This window comes from Pectobacterium odoriferum (genome assembly GCF_009931295.1).
GTDB classification, from domain to species: domain Bacteria; phylum Pseudomonadota; class Gammaproteobacteria; order Enterobacterales; family Enterobacteriaceae; genus Pectobacterium; species Pectobacterium odoriferum.
Map to the genome: position 1 here is coordinate 2,230,236 of NZ_CP034938.1, position 19,262 is coordinate 2,249,497.

The window sequence follows — 19,262 nt, forward strand, 5'->3', positions numbered from 1 at the left end:
GAGACGGTAATAGCGGATTTAGCGAGACGTACTGAAAACTGACACGGCTTCGGACATCGTGGAGATCTGCTGTTCCAGACTATTAATGGCAGAACTGGAATGTGTCGCCAAAATGGTGTTCTGGCGCGTCAATTCATCAATGTTGTTCACCGCCGAGTTAATCTGCCCCAGCCCTTGCGATTGCTCTTGTGTCGCCAGGCTGATTTGATTCACAAGCTGCGAGACCTGCTGTACCTGAGCCAGAATGTTGTTCATTGACTGACTGGTGTGGTTGACCAATTTATCGCTGGTGTGAATGTTAGCGATTGTGGCATCGATAATCTCCGCGATGTCTTTGGCGGCAGCGGCACTGCGCTGCGCCAGAATACGGACTTCCCCCGCGACCACGGCGAAACTCTTGCCCTGTTCTCCGGCGTGAGCGGCCTCTACTGCCGCATTAAGCGCCAGAATATTGGTTTGGAACGCCAGATTATCCAGCACGCTAATGATGTCGGTGATCTCTTTGCTGGAACGGGTCATGGTTGCCATGGTATCGGTTACCTGATTAACCGCTTTCTCTCCTGCATTGACAGCCTGATTGGCATCATTCGCACAACGCGTTGCTAACTGTGTGGCAGACGCATTACTTTGGATCGTCGCCGTCAGTTCTTCCATTGATGACGCGGTAGATTGTAAGCTTTGCGCGGTATCTTCACAGCGCTGGCTGAGTGTGTAATTCCCAGAAGCAATCTCGCCGCAGGCGTGGCGTAGTTCAGCCAGCTTGCCGTTAACATCATCGACAAACGTGCGGAAATTCATGCCGGATTGGTTGACGGCGCGTAATAACATGCCAACTTCATCCACGCGATTAAGTTGAAACGAGTTATCCGCCTGCCCAGAGGCGGAATTAATAGCCTGGCGTAGAATCTTTTCCAGTGGTTTTGCCAGATGTTGAACTAATAATTCACTGGTTATTGTCGCGCCAGCGAGTAGTGCCAAAACAAAAATTAATAGCGGTGTGGTGAGTGGAAGGGTAGCCAGTAAGAAAAGAAGCGCAAATAGCATGAAAAGGAAAACGTAGCTTCTTATCCGCCACCGTATGGGGATGACGGTAAATAAGCTAAGAAGTTTTAGCGGCCCTTTATAAATCAATAATCCCTGAAAGAGTCGGCGGCTTTTTAATTTATTCTCGTTCATTTGATGGTAAAGCACTTCTGCTTGCCGAATCTCTTCCTGTGAAACGCGCGTTCGCACCGACATATATCCTGTAATTTTCCCTTCCTTCATCAGCGGTGTCGTACTGGCTTTTACCCAATAGTAGTCGCCATTTTTGCGGCGGTTTTTGACGACGGCCGTCCAGATTTGACCTGCCTTCAGCGTTGCCCACATGTCGGCAAACGCCTGCGGGGGCATGTCTGGGTGGCGCACGATATTGTGAGGTTGGTGGAGAATTTCCTCAAAGTCGTAACCACTGGCATCAATAAAATCGTCATTGGCATAAGTGATATGGCTATCGGTAGTGGTAACCGACATTAACTTTGCTTTTTCATCTAATAAATACTGAATATCACTGACCGGAAAATTCTTACGCATTTATTGATCCTTTTAGTATAAGCAAGCATAAATGTAATGTTTTTAGATCCATTAACTAACGGAAAGCGATGAGTGCTATTTAATTAACGGCAATCTTCACGAAATAATTAGCGAGTAGACTTATATATTCTTACTAGTTTCGACCGTTATTTTTTCTTTAGGGAATGAGTTACCTAACCCGACTCACGGTAAGAGCCTGTGCCAGTGACCAAAAGCATTCATTTATTGAGTATATTATGACTCTGCGAATTTGCACGGTGGGCAATGCAGGTTCAAGAATGGGAAAAATGACGAGGAGATAAGGCGACGGACGCCCTGATATGAGCGCCCGTGAGGATGAAATTCGCTAGCGGGAAAGACTAAAGACCGAGGCTGCCTGTACCATACTCGAGATCTGCTGTTGCAGGTGATCGGTGGCCGAATGTGACTGACTCGCCAGCGCGGTATTCTGATGTGTGAGCTCATCAATGCGGTTTACCGCTTCATTAATTTGCTCCAGCCCCTGAGATTGTTCCTGCGTTGCGAGGCTGATCTCATTCATCAAATTGGTGACATGCTGAACCTGTAGCAGAATATTGCTCATGGATTTATGCGTGTGTGAAACCTGCTGTTCACCGGTACGAATGCTATTCAGCGTTTCGTCAATGATGGTCGAAATATCGCTGGAAGAGGAGGCGCTACGCTGTGCCAGCGAACGTACTTCACTGGCAACCACCGCAAAGCTCTTACCCTGTTCTCCGGCATGTGCGGCTTCGACGGCGGCGTTCACGGCCAGAATATTGGTCTGGAACGCGAGATTATCCATTACGCTGACGATATCCGTAATTCGTTCGCTGGAACGGGTGATCGTCTCCATCGTATCGGAAACCTGGCTGACAGCCTGCTCGCCAGAGTTTACCGCCTGATTCACATCCTGCGTATAGAGTGAGGCCTGAAGCGAGGCTTCCGCATTACTTTTTATTGTTGCAGTGAGCTGTTCGACGGACGCCGCAGTTTGTTGCAGGCTCTCTTCCGTTTCCTCGCAGCACTGTGCCAAGGTATGGTTGCCTTGCGCGATTTCATTACAGGCATTTTTCAGCTCGCTCAGATTGGTGTTCACATCGTCCACGAAGGTGCGGAAATTCATACCGGACTGGTTTACCGCGCGCATTAACATGCCAATTTCATCCACGCGATTAAGTTGCGCCAGGTTGTCCGCTTGTCCGGCAGCGGAACGCATGGCCTGAGCCAGAATTTGCTCAATAGGACGGGCAACATGGTGCACCAGAAGCTCGCCACTGACAAAACAACAGGCGATGAGCAGTGGAAAGAGTACGGAGGCCAATGCCGTTCCCGCCAGCAGAGAATAGGCGGCGATGAGCGGAATCAGGCTAAAGAGTAGAAAATAGCTGCGGATGCGCCAGCGTAATGGCATGGTTTTAAAAAGACTCAGGATGCGCAATGGCCCAGTATAAATAAGCAGACCATGATGGAAGGCGCGATATTTCAGTTTACCTTCATTTGCACTGGCATAGAGCTCCTCGGCCTGACGAATCTCTTCAGGTGAGGCGGCGGTCCGCACAGACATATAACCGGCAATTTCACCGCCTTTTCTCAGTGGCGTGGTGCTGGATTTTACCCAGTAATGGTCACCATTTTTGCACCGATTTTTCACAATCCCCGTCCAGATATTGCCTGCGCGCAGCGTTTTCCACATATCCGCGAAGGCGGCTGGTGGCATATCCGGGTGTCGGATAAGATTATGGGGCTGCCCCATCAGCTCATCTGTGGTATAGCCGCTGACATCAATAAAATCTTTGTTTGCGTAGGTAATATGGCTTTCTGGCGTGGTGACCGACATGAGTCTGGTTTTTTCAGAAAGAGAGAGCTGGCGGTCGGTTACAGGGGTGTTATTACGCATAAAGCAGTCCTTGATATGCTGTGTCCGAATACTGATTTAACATGAGGCATACCCACGGCAATGAATCAGCGGATAGCGGTAATGGTTCAGGTTGCTCATTGCTTTTTTTAAGGCGGTCGGGCAGAAGGAGATAATCCTGATATCCACCCGTAAACGCTTTGTTCATGATGAGATAACGTGATTCATTACAAAATATAACCTCAATTAAACATTTTACCACGAAAGGGTAATGAGTACGTACGCATAATAGTGGTAAATGTGAGTTGGATAGGTTTGTTTGTTAACAAAAAGAGCGATTTGTGAATGAATAATCGGCAGAGTTATACCGGACGAATTTTACCGCTATTGAACAGGATGCTTAACTCGCGCTAATGATTAAAAAACGTGCACTTTCAGTCGCTTTCCTGCTCGCCGCATTGCTGTTTCTTTCCTGGCGAGCACTGCCGCAGTGGCTGCCGCGTCTTGCCGATATCTGGCTACCGACGGAAATGTCTTTGACCGTGGATGGGACGCCTGGCTGGCAGGGCGGTGGGCTGCATAGCGCGGGGTTCCGTCTTATGGCCGGGGAGTGCACGCTCGTTGACGTACGGGATATGACGCTGCGTTGGCATAGCTGGCGATGGCATGTCGATATTGATGCCGTGACGTTAAACAGCGACTGCCTGCAATATGTGCCAGCAAGCAGCAGCACCGAACCAGCGGCGCAGTTAGCGCAATGGCAACAGCGATTGCCTGCTGCCGATATTCAGGTGAAGACGTTTACGCTACAGCCCTGGCAGGATTATGCCGGGCAGGTACGACTCAGCAGCGACGGCAAACGGCAACAAACGCTGGATTATCAGGGCGATCAACTGGCGTTTAAGGCAGAGCTGAACGATAAGCGTCTGACGCTGCATGAAAGCATGCTCGCAACGCCAGCGGGATTCGCGCGCCTGCAAATCAGTGGTGAGATGGAACTGGCCGATACGTTGGATGCTGCACCCGTGCAGGGGCGGCTCACCGGAAAACTGGATTCAGGGCAGACACCCGAACCGCTTTCGCTCCTGCTGGACTGGCATCATCAAGCGGGTGAGCTGGTACTGAAGGCGGCGAATGACGAGACGCCGCTGATATCGCTGCCGTGGCAACTGACGGATGAGGTGATTCAGGTCACTAACGGCGTCTGGCGCTGGCCTTATGCCGATCAGCCACTCTCCGGGCAGGTGGCAATGACATTACAACATTGGCGACAAGGGTTGGATGCCACCACGATTAACGCGCGGTTGAACATGCTGACGCAAGGGCATAATGGTAAGGCGAACGCCGTGCTGGTGTTGGGGCCGGGCAACATCGGCCTGCTCAATAGCGAATTGCGCTTTCAGCTTACCGGGCAGGCAAACTTACCCGCACTCTCCTTGACGGCAACGTTGCCGGGGGTGTTGCAGGGCTCGATTCTCAATCCCGAATTCTCTCTTTTACCGGGGGCGCTGCTACGTGCCTGGGGAAGGCCTGCGCCGCAAATTTATCTTGAAGAGGCTCGCTGGCCGCTGGCGGGCGTCCGAGTCAGTGCGACGGGCGTGAATGGGCGACTACAGGCGATTGTGAAGGCGCGGGAAGCATACTGGGGACGCTTTAGCCTGCACCTTGACGGTCAGGCACAGGATTTCTGGCCGGATCAAGGGCAGTGGCAATGGCGTTATTGGGGCAACGGTCATCTGCCGCCGCTCAAAGGTCAGTGGGATGTGGCCGGCCGAGGCCAGTGGCAGGATACCCTGATTGAAGTCAGCCAACTGTCGAGCGGCTTGGATCAGTTGGGCTACGGCATTGTGACGGTGCACCAGCCCCGACTGACCATTACTGAGCCGATCCGTTGGCAACGCGCCCGCTCCGGTGAGCATTTTCAAGGGGCGCTGCAACTGGCCTCCGAACGGGCGCACTTCAGCAACGGGGGCTACTTGCCGCCTTCGTTGCTAACGTTGGCGATGCAGGGGCGTAGCCCAGATGATTTCCAGCTACAGGGGCAGCTACAGGCTGAGGATATCGGGCCAGTCAGGCTGCGTGGCCGCTGGGATGGAGAGCGGCTGCGCGGTGGCGCGTGGTGGCCGACACAGCCGCTTAAGGTGTTTCAGCCTCTGCTTTCTCCGCTGTTGAAAATGAACATTCGCGCCGGACAGTTTTACGCGCAGGCGGCATTTTCCGCTGCACGTAAAGAAGGATTCAGCGCGGGCGGACATTGGGTCGTGAAAAATGGCGGATTGTGGCTACAGGATGGTGAAGTTAGCGGCGTCAACTTTGTCCTGCCTTACCGTTTAAAAGATCAGCGCTGGCAACTGGGCGTCAAGCAGCCCGTTGCGCTGCGAATTGACGTGTTGGATAACCTGTTTCGGATGAGCAATATCCGCGTCGATCTCCAGGGTTTTTACCCGTACAGTGAGCGACAGCCGCTAGTTATGTCTCAGGCCAACATGGACGTCTTGGATGGGTATATTGGCCTGTCTACGTTGCGCTGGCCGCAGCGGGAACCGGCGCTGTTCACCGTTAAGAGTGTGGATCTCAGCGAACTGATAACTGTATTAAAGCAAAAGCAGTTTGCCCTGTCCGGGCGCGTGAGCGGCACGCTTCCGTTGAATTTTAATCACCCGACCATGCTGATTGAAGGCGGACGAATTACCAATGATGGTTTCCTGACGCTGCGGTTGGATAACCAACTGGCCGATGAGTTAGCGAGTAAAAATCTGGCAGGCGGGGCGGCGATTGGTTGGCTGCGCTATCTGGAGATTGGGCGTTCCTATGCCACGCTTGACCTGACTAATCAGGGCGAGCTGACATTAACGTCGCGGGTACAGGGGAAAAACCCGCAGCTCAGTGGGAAACGACAGGTTATTCTTAACTATCGCCATCAGGAGAATATCTTCCAGCTATGGCGCAGCTTGCGTTTTGGCGATAACTTGCGGGATACGCTGGAGCAGCAGGCAAATGAATAAACTCAAGGTAGAACAATGAACAAGTGCGAGACATTGCTGGCGGTAGGTTGCACGGTCGCTTTCCTGACGGGGTGTGTGCCGCGTATCGAAGTGGCTGCGCCCAAAGAGCCGATCACCATCAATATGAACGTGAAGATCGAGCATGAGATTCACATCAAGGCGGATAAAGAGGCGACACAACTGCTGGAAAGATCGGACAATGCGGCTGGCGATGAGATAAAGAAAAGCGCGCCGGAAGGCGCGCAATAGTCAAGCCAAGTAAACCAATGGCAAGGTCGGTAATGATGAATTTTTATGCGGTAACTAACTGAGACAGCTGATTTTTCGCCGTTTCGGTGGCTTTCTGTGCCACATCTGGGCCGTAGCCATAACCTTCTGCAAACACGAACTCAAGGTCAGTCAGACCGAGGAAGCCCAGGAATACACGCAGGTACGGCTCCAGTAGATCGGTTGGCGTGCCTTTATGGATGCCACCGCGGCTGGTTAGTACGATAGCGCGTTTACCTTTCACCAGACCTTCTGGACCCTGTTCGGTGTAGCGGAACGTTACGCCCGCGCGGGCCACCAGGTCGAAGTAGTTCTTCAACTGAGTCGGAATGTTAAAGTTATACATTGGTGCAGCGATCACGATAACGTCATGTGCTTGCAGTTCGGCGATCAGATCGTCGGACAGTTTCAGGGCTTCCTGTTGACGAGGAGTCAGGGCGGCATCGGAAGGACGCAGCGCGCCAACTAATTCGCCATCAAGAACCGGAATCGGTTGAGCGGCCAGGTCGCGGACGGTGATACTGTCGTTTGGATGTGCAGACTGCCACTCGGCGGTGAAGTGGTCGGCCAGTTGGTTTGACTGAGAATAACCTGCCAGAATGCTTGATTTCAGAACCAATACTTTGCTCATTGCCAATTCCTTTAGTGATTGAAGTGGGCGACAACATAACGCCCTTTGATGCGTCACATCTTATGTGGTGCTCTGGAAAGTGAAAAGTGCAAATATTCGAGGTCTTTATTCGATTTAATTGAATAAGACGATGTTTGACTAAGTCCGGGCAGGGGCGATTAGAGCCGTCTATGACAATGTGCTACTATCCACGGCTTAAAAATTCAGTACCTTAAAATCAGGTTAGGCTCCATCGAGCCAGATTCGGTGGCGAGCATCGCCCCGGCAGAGACAAGAATTAGAGAAAACGATTAAGGAAGAGCAACGTGAAATCACCTCTCAGTGCATTATCTACGCAGTTAAGTGAGCTAATGCTTCGCGATCGGCAACGTCTGCGCCGCCGTTTACAGGGCGCGGAGAAGGTCAGCAGCCCGCAGGCTCAGGCGGCGATCGCTCAGGAAATTGAGGGGGAAATCGCTACTGCGCGCCAGAAAGTTGAGAATCGTCGGGCAAGCTGTCCGGCGATTCACTACCCTGAACAGCTTCCGGTCAGCCAGAAAAAAGATGAGATACTGGAAGCGCTGCGTCATCATCAGGTGATTATTGTCGCGGGTGAAACGGGATCGGGTAAGACCACACAGTTGCCGAAAATTTGTCTTGAGCTGGGGCGCGGCGTGCACGGTCTGATTGGGCACACGCAGCCGCGGCGTCTGGCGGCCAGAACCGTTGCCGACCGCATTGCCGCCGAGCTGGAAACGCCGCTGGGCGGCAGTGTCGGCTATAAAGTCCGGTTTAACGATCAGGTGGGTGACAATACGCTGGTCAAACTGATGACCGACGGTATTCTGCTGGCTGAAATTCAGCAGGATCGCCTGTTGATGCAGTATGACACGCTGATCATCGATGAAGCGCACGAACGCAGCCTGAACATTGACTTCATTATGGGCTATTTGCGCCAGCTGTTGCCAAAGCGCCCTGATTTGAAAGTGATTATTACGTCGGCGACCATCGACCCGCAGCGCTTCTCTCGCCACTTTAATAATGCACCGATCATTGAAGTGTCCGGCCGGACCTATCCGGTAGATGTGCGCTATCGCCCCGTGGTGGAAGATGCGGATGACAGCGAACGCGATCAGCTACAGGCGATTTTTGATGCGGTCGATGAACTGACGCGCGAAGGGCCGGGTGACATTCTGGTCTTCATGAGCGGTGAACGTGAAATTCGCGATACGGCAGAGGCGTTGACCCGTCTGGATTTGCCGCATACCGAGATCCTCCCGCTGTACGCGCGCCTGTCGAATCAGGAACAGAATCGCGTCTTTCAGTCACATCACGGCCGCCGCATCGTACTGGCGACCAACGTGGCGGAAACCTCGCTAACTGTGCCGGGGATTCGCTATGTGATCGACCCCGGTACTGCGCGCATCAGTCGCTACAGCTTCCGCACCAAGGTACAGCGTCTGCCGATTGAACCCGTCTCGCAGGCGTCGGCGAATCAGCGTAAAGGACGCTGTGGCCGTGTCGCCGCTGGGGTGTGTATTCGTCTCTATTCCGAACAGGATTTCCTGTCACGGCCTGAATTTACCGATCCCGAAATTCTTCGCACCAATCTGGCTTCCGTCATTCTACAAATGACGTCGTTGGGGCTAGGCGATATCGCCGCGTTCCCGTTTGTTGAAGCGCCGGATAAGCGCAATATTCAGGACGGTGTGCGGCTGCTGGAGGAATTAGGCGCGATTAATCTGGCCGAGAACGGGCATTATCGCCTGACGCCGCAGGGGCAACAACTGGCGCAATTGCCGATCGATCCGCGTTTGGCGCGAATGGTGCTGGAAGCGCGTAAAACTGGCTGTGTGCGTGAAGTGATGATCATCACCGCGGCGCTGTCGATTCAGGATCCACGCGAAAGGCCGATGGATAAGAAGCAGGCATCGGATGAGAAACACCGTCGTTTTGCCGATAAAGACTCCGATTTTCTGGCTTTCGTTAATCTGTGGGATTACCTGCGTGACCAGCAAAAGGCGCTGTCTTCCAGCCAGTTCCGCCGCCAGTGCCGCACGGATTTCCTTAACTATCTGCGCGTGCGTGAATGGCAGGATATCTACACGCAGCTGCGTCAGGTGGTGAAAGAACTGGGGCTGCCGGTCAACAGCGAACCGGCCGATTATCTGAGCATTCACTGTGCGCTGCTCACTGGCTTGTTGTCGCATGTCGGGCAGAAAGATATTGAGAAACAGGAATTCAGCGGCGCGCGTAACGCACGGTTTGCGATTTTTCCTAGCTCCGGGTTATTCAAAAAGCCGCCTAAGTGGACGATGGTGGCTGAGTTGGTGGAAACCAGCCGCTTGTGGGGACGCATTGCCGCGCGTATTGAACCCGAATGGATTGAGCCGCTGGCTCAGCACCTGATTAAGCGAAGCTACAGCGATCCTCACTGGGAGAAAGCGCAGGGCACGGTGATGGCGCAGGAGAAGGTGACGCTCTTCGGGCTGCCGATTGTCGCGGCCCGCAAGGTGAATTACAGCCAAATCGATCCGACGCTGGCGCGTGAAATGTTCATCCGTCACGCGCTGGTGGAAGGTGACTGGCAAACGCATCACGCCTTTTTCCGCGCCAACCTCAAACTGCTGGCGGAAGTGGAAGATCTTGAGCATAAATCGCGCCGCCGCGACATTTTGGTGGATGACGAGACGCTGTTTGCTTTCTACGATCAGCGCTTGCCGCACGATGTGGTGTCGTCGCGCCATTTTGACACATGGTGGAAAGCGGCCAGCCGGGATAACGCCGACCTGCTTAATTTTGAAAAGAGCATGTTGATTAAAGACGGCGCGGAGAAGGTGAGCGCGCTGGACTACCCGAACTTCTGGCATCAGGGCAGCCTGAAATTACGCTTGTCTTATCAGTTTGAACCGGGCGCGGATGCGGATGGCGTCACGGTACATATCCCGTTGCCTATTCTCAATCAGGTACGCGAAGAGGGCTTCGAGTGGCAGATTCCCGGCGTGCGCCGCGAACTGACGATTGCGCTGATTAAATCGTTGCCTAAGCCGTTACGTCGTAACTTTGTGCCCGCGCCGAACTATGCCGAAGCGTTTCTGGCTCGTACCACGCCATTAGAGAAAGGACTCTTGGATGCGCTGGAACGTGAACTGCGGCTGATGACGGGTGTCACGGTGCCGCGTGAGGCATGGCAGTGGGATCAGGTGCCCGATCATCTGAAAATCACGTTCCGCGTTATCGATGAGAAGAATCGGACGCAGCGGGAAGGCAAAGATCTGAATGCGCTGAAAGAGCAACTCAAGGATAAAGTGCAGCAAACGCTGTCATCTGTAGTGGATGACGGGCTGGAGCAGCGCGGTCTGCACGTCTGGAGCTTCGGTTCGCTGCCGGATTGTTATGAGCAGAAGCGGGGCGGTTATTCGGTCAAAGCCTATCCGGCGCTGGTGGATGAAAAGGATAGCGTGGCGATTCGCCTATTCGATACGCCGCACCAGCAGCAGCAGGTCATGCGGCAGGGGGTGCGCCGCCTGTTACTGCTAAACATTCCGTCACCGATCAAATATCTGCATGAAAAGCTGCCGAACAAGGCGAAACTCGGCCTCTATTTCAATCCGTACGGCAAAGTGTTGGATCTCATTGATGACTGCATCGCCTGCGCGGTGGATAAGCTGATTGAATCATCCGGTGGTCCGGTCTGGCAGGAAGAGGCCTTCCAGCAGTTGCATGAAAAAGTGCGTGCGGAGCTGAACGATACGGTGGTTGATATCGCCAAACAGGTTGAGCAAATCCTGACGGCGGTCTTCACCATTAACAAGCGTCTGAAAGGGCGTGTAGACATGGCGATGGCGCTGGCGTTAAGTGATATCAAGAGCCAGATGACCGGTCTGGTGTTCCGTGGTTTTGTGACCGCAAACGGCTGGCAACGCCTGCCGGACGTGCTGCGCTATTTGCACGCGATAGAACGACGTCTGGAGAAACTGGCACAGGATGTTCACCGCGACCGGGCGCAGATGCTGAAAGTGGAGCACGTTCAACAGGCATGGCAACAATGGTGGAATAAACTGCCTGCGGAGCGACGTGATGACGACGATGTGAAAGCGGTGCGCTGGATGCTTGAGGAACTGCGCGTCAGCTACTTTGCTCAGCAGTTAGGAACGCCGTTCCCGATCTCGGATAAGCGCGTGTTGCAGGCGATGGAGCAGGTAGAAGGGTAATCCTCTCGGTATCACATCAGGTCGGCAAGGGCTGCTTTTTGATCTCAAGGTAAGCCGACCTGATGGCTTCTTCACCATACTGCTGTTCCAGACGTTTTATGATGAAATGACCTTTCGCCATGTTTTGGTAGTGGTGAATAAATAGCGTATTAATGGCTGCACCGCTGGCGGCACCGATCACCGGGACAATCTGTGCGGCCATTTTTTCCGTCATGGTTACGCCCAGTCTGGTGGCGACCGCATCAATCAATTTTGCCAGCGTTTTTCCTGCCTGTGAGGTACTCATTCTGGCAGACGCTTTCCCTGCGCTTTTTTTGCTGGCAATGCCGATTAATTCGCGGCTGGCATGTCGGGTGATATCGGCCAGAACGGCGCGTGACGTGTAATAAGCAGAATCGGCAGCGTCGTCGCTTTCTTGTGTCCCGCCGAGCGCAAAAACTTCTACACAGGCGGCTTTGACGGAAAAATCACTGAGGGAGAAACCTTCGCTGCGGGCAATATCCGCCACGGAACGCATCATAATGGTGGTGCTGATAGGCAGTTCGACCAGCAGACCCGCCGCGCCAAAAAAACCGCTGACTGCACCGGAAGCGGCAACGACTAGCTTGTGTGTCTTTGGCGATGCGACGCGATCAGGCGCATCGTCTAGCGTATAGAGTGCGGCGTCTACCGCTTTGTAGAGCGCGGAATGAACGACATCCTGTATTTTGTTTTTCACCAGGGCGGGTAGCTTCGACAGGCTCCATTCAATCGGTTTTCCAACCAGATTCGCTGCCTGTATGGTAAAAGAGGGGGCTTCCAGCAGCGTGATGGCATGCCTGATGGCGAGCGCATCCTGCTGAGTAAGAAGAGTCATAGGCGTTCTCCGTACCGTTGATTGAATAGCCAGCCTGACGGGGTAGATTATGCAGACGTTTGTGGCGAGCGAGCCGTTAGCCAAGCGGTAAACGTATCGGGCGGGATCGGTCGGGAAAAATAGTAGCCTTGTACTTCATCACACCCAAAATGAGCCAGATAGTCGAGTGTTTCCTTATTTTCCACCCCTTCCGCCAGCACAATGTAATTCAGTTTGTGCAGCATGCTGATAATGGATTGCACAATGACGCGGCTTTTGTGATCAATTTTTATATCTTTAATCAGCGACTTATCCAGCTTTATCACCGTAGAGGGAATATTGCGCAAATAGCTTAAGTTGCTATATCCCGTACCGAAATCATCAAGCGCGATAGTAAATCCGAGCTGTTGTAGCGTTTGGATGGTGGCGAGCGTTTCGGTGCTTTCGATGATTTTCTGCGTTTCGACACACTCAATGTCAATGTCCTGAGGAGTGAGGCCGTGGTTCTCCAGAATGGTGATGAGGCGTGGGATAAAGTCATTCTCGGAAAAATTTCGGGCGGAAACATTAATCGACACGGGGAACGTTAACCCCTTCTGACGCCACTGCTTCACCTGACATGCCGCTTCTCGGGTAACCCAGTCCGTTAACGGGCGCATCAGCGTTGTACCTTCCGCGAGCGGAATAAACTGGTCGGGATAAATCTCACCTAACTCAGGGTGACGCCAGCGAATTAGCGCTTCTGCACCAATGACAGTGTTGGTCTTGATGTTTAATTTCGGCTGATAAACCAAATAGAGGCCCTGCTTCTTGTTCTGTAGCACATCGGCCAGTTCATTGAGCAAGGTAAAGGCGATTTGCTGCGCTTTATCGGCCTCTGGGTCGTAGGCAAACTGGCGAATATTTTTGGTGATGGCAGTGCGCAGTGCACTCATTGATTCACGCAAGATTTGCTGCGGCTCTTTGGCCGGAATCTGGAATTCGGTGTAGCCAACGAAGAACTCCAGCTTGAGCGGAATATGACTGGTGATACTTTCATGAATCCGCTCAGCACAGGCGTCGAGTTCCGCCAGAACTTGCTCTTTCCTATCGGCCTTCACCAGCAGGGCGAAACGGCCTACGGCGGCAGAGTACAAATTGTCTGATGAATTTAAGCTAAGACGTAAAAAGACCCCGATATCTTTCAGCAGGCCTTCTACGGTCGGCATACCCAGCGCACACCCCATTTCATAGGCGTAAGAAATGTCGATGGTATCAATCAGAATAAGCAGGTAGGGCTCGTGGATGTCGGTAATGTGGCTGATGTCGTCAATCAGACGCTGGCGATTAGGCAACAGCGTGACTGCATCAATCAGCCCAATCGCGTTGCGGTATTCCATTAACACCATCGCAATCGTTGCTAAGTCATGCAGTAGCCGCAGTTGGACCTTGCTGAAGTTGCGAGGGAGGTAATCGATGACGCTGAACGTCCCAACAGAATAGCCGTCTTTGGTTTTTAGCGGCACACCCGCATAAAAACGGATAAAAGGTTCGCTGGTTACGTAAGGGCTGTCTTTAAAACGGTCGTCCTGAGTGGCATCGGGGCAGATAAAGGATTGACCCGTTTGTACGGTAAAATGGTCGAAGGAACCTATTTTATCCATATTATCCAATGGGAAATGGGTCTTCGCTTTAACATGCAGAGATTTGGAACCGGTTAGTGTCACGAGAGCCGTCGGGGTTTCGAGCAGTTGGCAGGCCAGTTTCGTGAGTTTGTGAAGAATATCGTCTTGAGATGTATCGGTTTTCTGTAATTCGTCGAGAGTCTGCATGCGTTTTTTTTCGTCATGGCTCAAATGTTTTAACATGTAGACTCTTCCTTTCCGCAATAATAATCGCGACAACATCAATTTAATTTAACGGCGACACAATAACATAGAGGCTAAAAATTGAGGTAACTTATTATACCACCTTTATCTTCCTGTTAAGGCTTAGGCGATTTTTTGTCTTAAGTCATGTTTTCGGTTTTCAATACGCTGTGTGAATTTATGATATTTTCCGATAGCTTACGAAAAAAGAATCGCCTCTTGGCTGAGGAAACGCTCTGCAAATAAATGGAAATCTCATTATAAAAAATGGTCGTTTTCATAAGATAAAATAGCATCCTGATAATTGTTATGCCCGTTGTAGGGTGACAATATGGATGATTAACCTATCTCTCTGATAAGAATAGAACAGATATTTTTTTATACCATGAAATCGGCGGAAAACGGTGGTGCCAGGTGGTATCCTGAATACCGGTTTCCGCCTGACGGTGCGTTGCTGCGGAGCGTTAGCGTTATTTGGGTGAGTCCGGTTTTGGTGAGCCAGGTTTTGGTGAACTTAGTTTTGCTAACGTTTCTAACTGCTGGCGAATAGCGGTAACGGAAACGGCGCGATTATCGGCTCTATCGCGTTCACTGGCATCGGGTGCAGAACTTTGGATGCCCATGAGCACCCAGCCTGCTGCTGAGTTCAGCATCAGTGGGGAGCCGCTATCGCCAGGCAGCGTGTCGCACTGGTGCGCCATAACGGCAGTGTGAACCCAACCGGTGATCAAACAGTTTTGATGGCGATAAAGCGTTTCCTGATGATCCTCTGGGTAACCCGCCTGCGTGACGCGCTGGCCGTTATCCTTCAAGGCCTGCATCAACTCCTGACGGCTGCCTTGCCAGAGTGGAAGCGGGCGAATATAAGGTGGCGTTTGCTTTAGCCGAATCAGCGCATAATCCAGCGGTGCTGCTGAAGGCGGAACGATCCACCCCTCACCGTCGGCTTTCAATTTTTTGGCGAGCGTTTTATTCGCCAGCGCTTCAATTTCTGTTGTTTCATACCGCCAGCCATTTTCTGTTGCCAGAAAGCGCAGCGCGACGGGTTTATCTATCTCACCTTTCGGTGGCGTGACCACGCAGTGCCCGGCTGTCAGCGCCAGATGTGGGGAGATCAGCGTCGCGGTACAGAGGTTGCCGCTGGCGGTTTCCAACTGCCCTATCGCTTGCCACGGCCAGACCGACGTGTCGGGAACGATATCCCGATCGTCATGGTTGAAAAATAAGATTTGTTGCTGCTTCTGCGCGGCGGTGTCTGTCGGTGAGGATTCCGCCCAACTGAACGGGGCGATAAATGATAATGAACATAACAACCAGGCTGATATGCGCATGCAGTGAATAAACCTTATGAGAGAAGTCATCTTGAGGTGCTAAATATAGCGCGTTGAATTAACTATAGATGTATTTGCTGGTGAGAGACTGAAAATTAAAATGTTATCGAGTGTAAAGGCGTCGGATAACATCACTGCGCTTATTTCATCCTCCCCTTATGCGCAAAATGCGACGCCACCATCTGAAGTGGCGCCGCATTTTCATATCAGCAGTACAGAGAATGGCGCCCGTTTTATTCGTAGCTGACGATCACGATACGCGCATCTGAACTTAGCGTTTTCGAACTCACAGAACCGATACCTTGCGGCAAAGCAGCATGTTGTGCGCTGTTGTTCACGTGTAGCGTTTGTATTTCCCCTTGTCGTTCACAGCTGACGGTCACATTATTTGAGCGTGTTGTCACATCACAGACCGGTTCGACGATGGCACCCGAAAAGCGGATGATACCGGACGATGGAGAGGAAGAGGCGAAGGTATAGGATGTCGCAACCAGCGTGCTCAGCAATAGGGCAGATATTTGCAGGGTTCTTTTCATTATACGGTTCTCGGTATTGCCCGGAGTGTAATGATATAAACGGCGCTGAGTGATAAAACTTTACTGCTCCGCAATCTTTATTTGGCTAGCGGTCTACATTTTTGACGTTTACTGTTTTTGACGCTCAATAACCTCATGATTAATAGCGGTGCGATTAATCACTGCATGATGCAGGCCCTGTGACTAGAGAAAAAAACTCAGGGTGACAATGCCACAGAGCAGAACGAGGGATAACAGAATTTCAAATGAGTAACGCCGCATCATTCTCTCGTCCCCCCATGAAATAAACACCCGGTAAACCGAGTGTTTGATGATTGAGCTACGGCAAGCCCTTAGAGGTGGATTTCAAATAGGGCTAACTGAAAGTGACGCCTTCCCCGTAGGGAAGGCGTGGTGCTTACCGATTACGCTGCTGGCGTAGTGGTCGCTGGTTTTGCCGTTTTCGCTTTCTTCACGTGTTTTTTAGCGGCCTGTGCTTTCTGAGCAGGAGCGGGCTTAGCTTTCTTCACGTGTTTCTTGGCAGCCTGTGCTTTCTGAGCAGGAGCGGGTTTAGCTTTCTTCACGTGTTTCTTGGCAGCCTGTGCTTTCTGAGCAGGAGCGGGTTTGGCTTTCTTCACGTGTTTTTTAGCAGCCTGCGCTTTCTGTGCTGGCGCTGGTTGGGCTTTCTTCACCGATTTTTTATGGTGAACGGCTTTAGCCGGCGCAGAAGTGGTCGCCGTAGGCTGAGCGGGTGCGCTGGTTACGGTATCCGCGGCAAACGCTACAGAGGACAGACCCAGTGCCGCACCTGCGATCATAACTAATACTTTATTCATCATCATTTCCTCGTTATCTCATTCACGTTTCGTAGCCCTCAGTTGGGCCGGTAGAGAGAGAATAGGAGAAACAGAGGGCGGCTTCAGTGAGTGATTGGTTTCGGCGTGTAACCTAATGTACAAGACAGAAAAAGTGGGAAAGACAGGGATAAACGGCGGGGTTACCGCCGTCTCAGTGCTAGTGCTGAATGGCGATTGGGGCCTGTGCTGTCGCGGTTTTTACTGGCCAGCAAAAACGGAAACGGGCACCGCCGAGTGGGCTGTCATCCACGGTAATGTTGCCGTCGTAAGCCCGGGCGATAGCATGAACAATGGCCAGTCCGAGCCCGCATCCGCCGCTGCTGTTCTCGATACCCGCTTCCAGACGGACAAACGGTTCAAACACGCTTTCCCAGCTGTCGGGCGGAATACCAAGGCCATCATCTTCGACTTGCAGACACGCGATATGCCCAGCGTCGGACGTTAGGCTGACATGCAATCGACTGTGGCAGAAGCGCAACCCATTGCCGATCAGGTTATTCAGCACCCGTTCCATCAGGCGTAAATCGAGCGCACCAATCTGTGCTGAATGAGGCATGTCCAGCGAGATGTGTTTGTCAGGGTGGATCAGGCGGAAATCATCAACTTTTGCCTGTAGCCACGATGGAATATCAATATCGGCAAGATGCAGCGTCACTTGTGGACGGTCGAGTCTGGCATACGTCAGCAGCTCGTCAATCAGCGCTTCGAGTTGACCAATATCCCGGTTTAACGCCTGCTGCTCATCTTCTGTCAGGTTGTCGCTCATCGCCAGCCGATAGCGCAGCCTGACCAGCGGCGTACGCAGTTCGTGCGCAATGTTGTCAATCAGTTGCTTTTTACTGTTAATGAGCTGGTTCAGGTTATCTGCCATGCGGTTGAAGGCGACGCCAAGCCGGTACAGGCTTGAGGTGCTATCGAAGTGAATGCGCTCCTCCAGATGACCATCTCCCAGGCGCTGCGCAGCATTCTCCAGTTTTAGCATGGCCTGCCAGTGTGGGCGCATCCAGAGGAAAACTGGTAACGCCAGCGACAGCCCGATGAGCATCACCAGCAGTAAATCCAGCAGTCGCATTTCGTGCAGGAAGAACAAATAAGGGATAGGGCCGACGGCAAGAACATAGTGGCTGCGGGGGATGCGTTGGATAAACGTGTATTCATCATCCAGCGCGATAATTTCCCCCTGATTCAGACGCTGCCGATTCTTGGGGCTCAGCGCATATTTGCTCACTGGTTCGATGTGCAGTTTGAATGACAGGTTTAAATCAAGCTGGCTGATGGTTTTATGCCAGTCGCGCGGCGGAATCGCGCGCAGCTCATTACGAATGAGGTACAGCGAGCTTTTCATCAGATCATCCATGGACTGACGTCCGGCGCGTTCGGCCGTGACTTTATAAACCAGCCCGACCAGAAGTGTCATGACCACAAAGCAGGCGAACAGCAATAGAAAAAACTGGACGAACAGCTTTCTCATAGCGTGACGCTCTCCCAAGTATTGGGGGCAAACAGATACCCTTTGTTGCGCACCGTTTTAATACGGAACGGTTCCAGCGGGTTGTCGTACAGTTTCTTACGCAGACGGGAAATCGCGACGTCAATGCTGCGATCCATGCCGTCGTAGGTCACGCCGCGCAGATTTTTCAGCAGCGCATCCCGATCCATAATGTGACCCGCATGGGTCGCCAACTGCCAGAGCAGATCGAAATCCGCGGTAGATAACACGATGTGCTCTTGCCCTAATGTCACTTCCCGGTTGACCGGATCGATACAGAGCAGGCCGAAGTGCAGGGATTTATGCACCTGCAACGCGGTGGGTGCCGCGTTTTCGGTCACGGCCTGGGGCGCGGTAGCGTATTGCCGCAAATGCAGGCGCAGGCGGGCGAGCAACACGGCGGGCGGCGTGGTTTTCAGAATGTAATCATCGGCACCCATTTCCAGCGCCAGAATATGATTCATATCGCTGTCCAGCGAGGTCAGCAGCACAATCGGGCCTGTGTACTGTGGCCGCAACTCCCGACAGATGGTCATACCGTCTTTACCGGGCAGCATGATGTCCAACAGCACAAGGTCGGGCTGCTGTCGTTCAATAAAGGCCAATGCCTGATCGCCCCGTGCCTCAACCTGAACATCAATGTCATGCTTGCCAAGGTAGGCGGCGATCAATTTCCCCACCTCGGTATCATCTTCTATAAAAACAATCTTATGCATGGTCTCTACGTCATCCCCAACTCACTGTTGCTAGCATAGCCTGATGATAGGCGATAAACGAGAAGTGAAGCGTAAATGGGTGTTAAGTGTTTGTTTATTTGCTCAAATTAGATAAGCTGCGAGGCGTGCTTTTTAGGCAATATTGC

13 protein-coding genes are annotated in these 19,262 nt (G+C 52.3%); 3 read left to right on the top strand and 10 right to left on the bottom strand.

Going from position 1 to position 19,262, the window contains the following annotated elements:
• Window positions 1–18: 18 nt before the first annotated feature.
• Window positions 19–1,572 carry a methyl-accepting chemotaxis protein gene (locus EO763_RS09950; RefSeq protein ID WP_161528837.1) on the bottom strand — a complete coding sequence of 518 codons (1,554 nt, stop codon included), beginning with the start codon at window positions 1,570–1,572 and terminating at the stop codon, window positions 19–21.
• Window positions 1,573–1,918: 346 nt separating this feature from the next.
• Window positions 1,919–3,472 (bottom strand): methyl-accepting chemotaxis protein, encoded by a 1,554-nt coding sequence (locus EO763_RS09955; protein WP_161528838.1) that lies wholly within the window; start codon window positions 3,470–3,472, stop codon window positions 1,919–1,921.
• Window positions 3,473–3,843: 371 nt separating this feature from the next.
• Here EO763_RS09955 and EO763_RS09960 point away from each other — a divergent pair, with 371 nt between their 5' ends.
• Together EO763_RS09960 and EO763_RS09965 are read left to right on the top strand one after the other, a co-directional pair.
• Window positions 3,844–6,435, top strand: coding sequence for a YdbH family protein (locus EO763_RS09960; RefSeq protein ID WP_161528839.1), 2,592 nt, complete (start codon window positions 3,844–3,846; stop codon window positions 6,433–6,435).
• Window positions 6,436–6,450: 15 nt separating this feature from the next.
• The gene (locus tag EO763_RS09965) at window positions 6,451–6,684 is read left to right on the top strand and encodes a YnbE family lipoprotein (protein ID WP_010295906.1); all 234 of its coding nucleotides are present in this window, start codon (window positions 6,451–6,453) and stop codon (window positions 6,682–6,684) included.
• A gap of 43 nt (window positions 6,685–6,727) precedes the next feature.
• On the opposite strand, the gene EO763_RS09970 is transcribed toward EO763_RS09965, so the two are convergent.
• Window positions 6,728–7,333 (bottom strand): FMN-dependent NADH-azoreductase, encoded by a 606-nt coding sequence (locus EO763_RS09970; RefSeq protein WP_044207618.1) that lies wholly within the window; start codon window positions 7,331–7,333, stop codon window positions 6,728–6,730.
• Window positions 7,334–7,683: 350 nt separating this feature from the next.
• On the opposite strand from EO763_RS09970, the gene hrpA reads away from it, so the two are divergent.
• Window positions 7,684–11,526, top strand: a complete 3,843-nt coding sequence (hrpA, locus tag EO763_RS09975; protein ID WP_244322089.1) for an ATP-dependent RNA helicase HrpA — start codon at window positions 7,684–7,686, stop codon at window positions 11,524–11,526.
• A gap of 16 nt (window positions 11,527–11,542) precedes the next feature.
• On the opposite strand, the gene EO763_RS09980 is transcribed toward hrpA, so the two are convergent.
• The 7 genes from EO763_RS09980 to rstA all read right to left on the bottom strand — a co-directional run bounded on the left by EO763_RS09980 (window position 11,543) and on the right by rstA (window position 19,116).
• Window positions 11,543–12,382: an EcsC family protein gene (locus EO763_RS09980; RefSeq protein ID WP_161528841.1), complete on the bottom strand. Its 840-nt coding sequence runs from the start codon at window positions 12,380–12,382 to the stop codon at window positions 11,543–11,545.
• A gap of 47 nt (window positions 12,383–12,429) precedes the next feature.
• Window positions 12,430–14,208 (bottom strand): sensor domain-containing phosphodiesterase, encoded by a 1,779-nt coding sequence (locus tag EO763_RS09985; protein WP_161528842.1) that lies wholly within the window; start codon window positions 14,206–14,208, stop codon window positions 12,430–12,432.
• A gap of 470 nt (window positions 14,209–14,678) precedes the next feature.
• Complete coding sequence (locus tag EO763_RS09990) at window positions 14,679–15,539, bottom strand: trypsin-like serine peptidase (protein WP_161528843.1); 861 nt, start codon at window positions 15,537–15,539, stop codon at window positions 14,679–14,681.
• Window positions 15,540–15,772: 233 nt separating this feature from the next.
• On the bottom strand, window positions 15,773–16,075 hold the full coding sequence (locus EO763_RS09995; RefSeq protein WP_161528844.1) for a type 1 fimbrial protein: 303 nt from the start codon (window positions 16,073–16,075) through the stop codon (window positions 15,773–15,775).
• Between the two features lie 404 nt (window positions 16,076–16,479).
• Window positions 16,480–16,890 carry an acid resistance repetitive basic protein Asr gene (gene asr, locus EO763_RS10000; RefSeq protein WP_161528845.1) on the bottom strand — a complete coding sequence of 137 codons (411 nt, stop codon included), beginning with the start codon at window positions 16,888–16,890 and terminating at the stop codon, window positions 16,480–16,482.
• Window positions 16,891–17,068: 178 nt separating this feature from the next.
• Complete coding sequence (rstB, locus tag EO763_RS10005) at window positions 17,069–18,382, bottom strand: two-component system sensor histidine kinase RstB (protein ID WP_161528846.1); 1,314 nt, start codon at window positions 18,380–18,382, stop codon at window positions 17,069–17,071.
• Entirely contained in the window at window positions 18,379–19,116 is a 738-nt protein-coding gene (rstA, locus tag EO763_RS10010; RefSeq protein ID WP_161528847.1) for a two-component system response regulator RstA, read from the bottom strand. Before rstA ends, rstB begins: the two co-directional genes overlap by 4 nt.
• Between the last annotated feature and the right edge of the window lie 146 nt (window positions 19,117–19,262).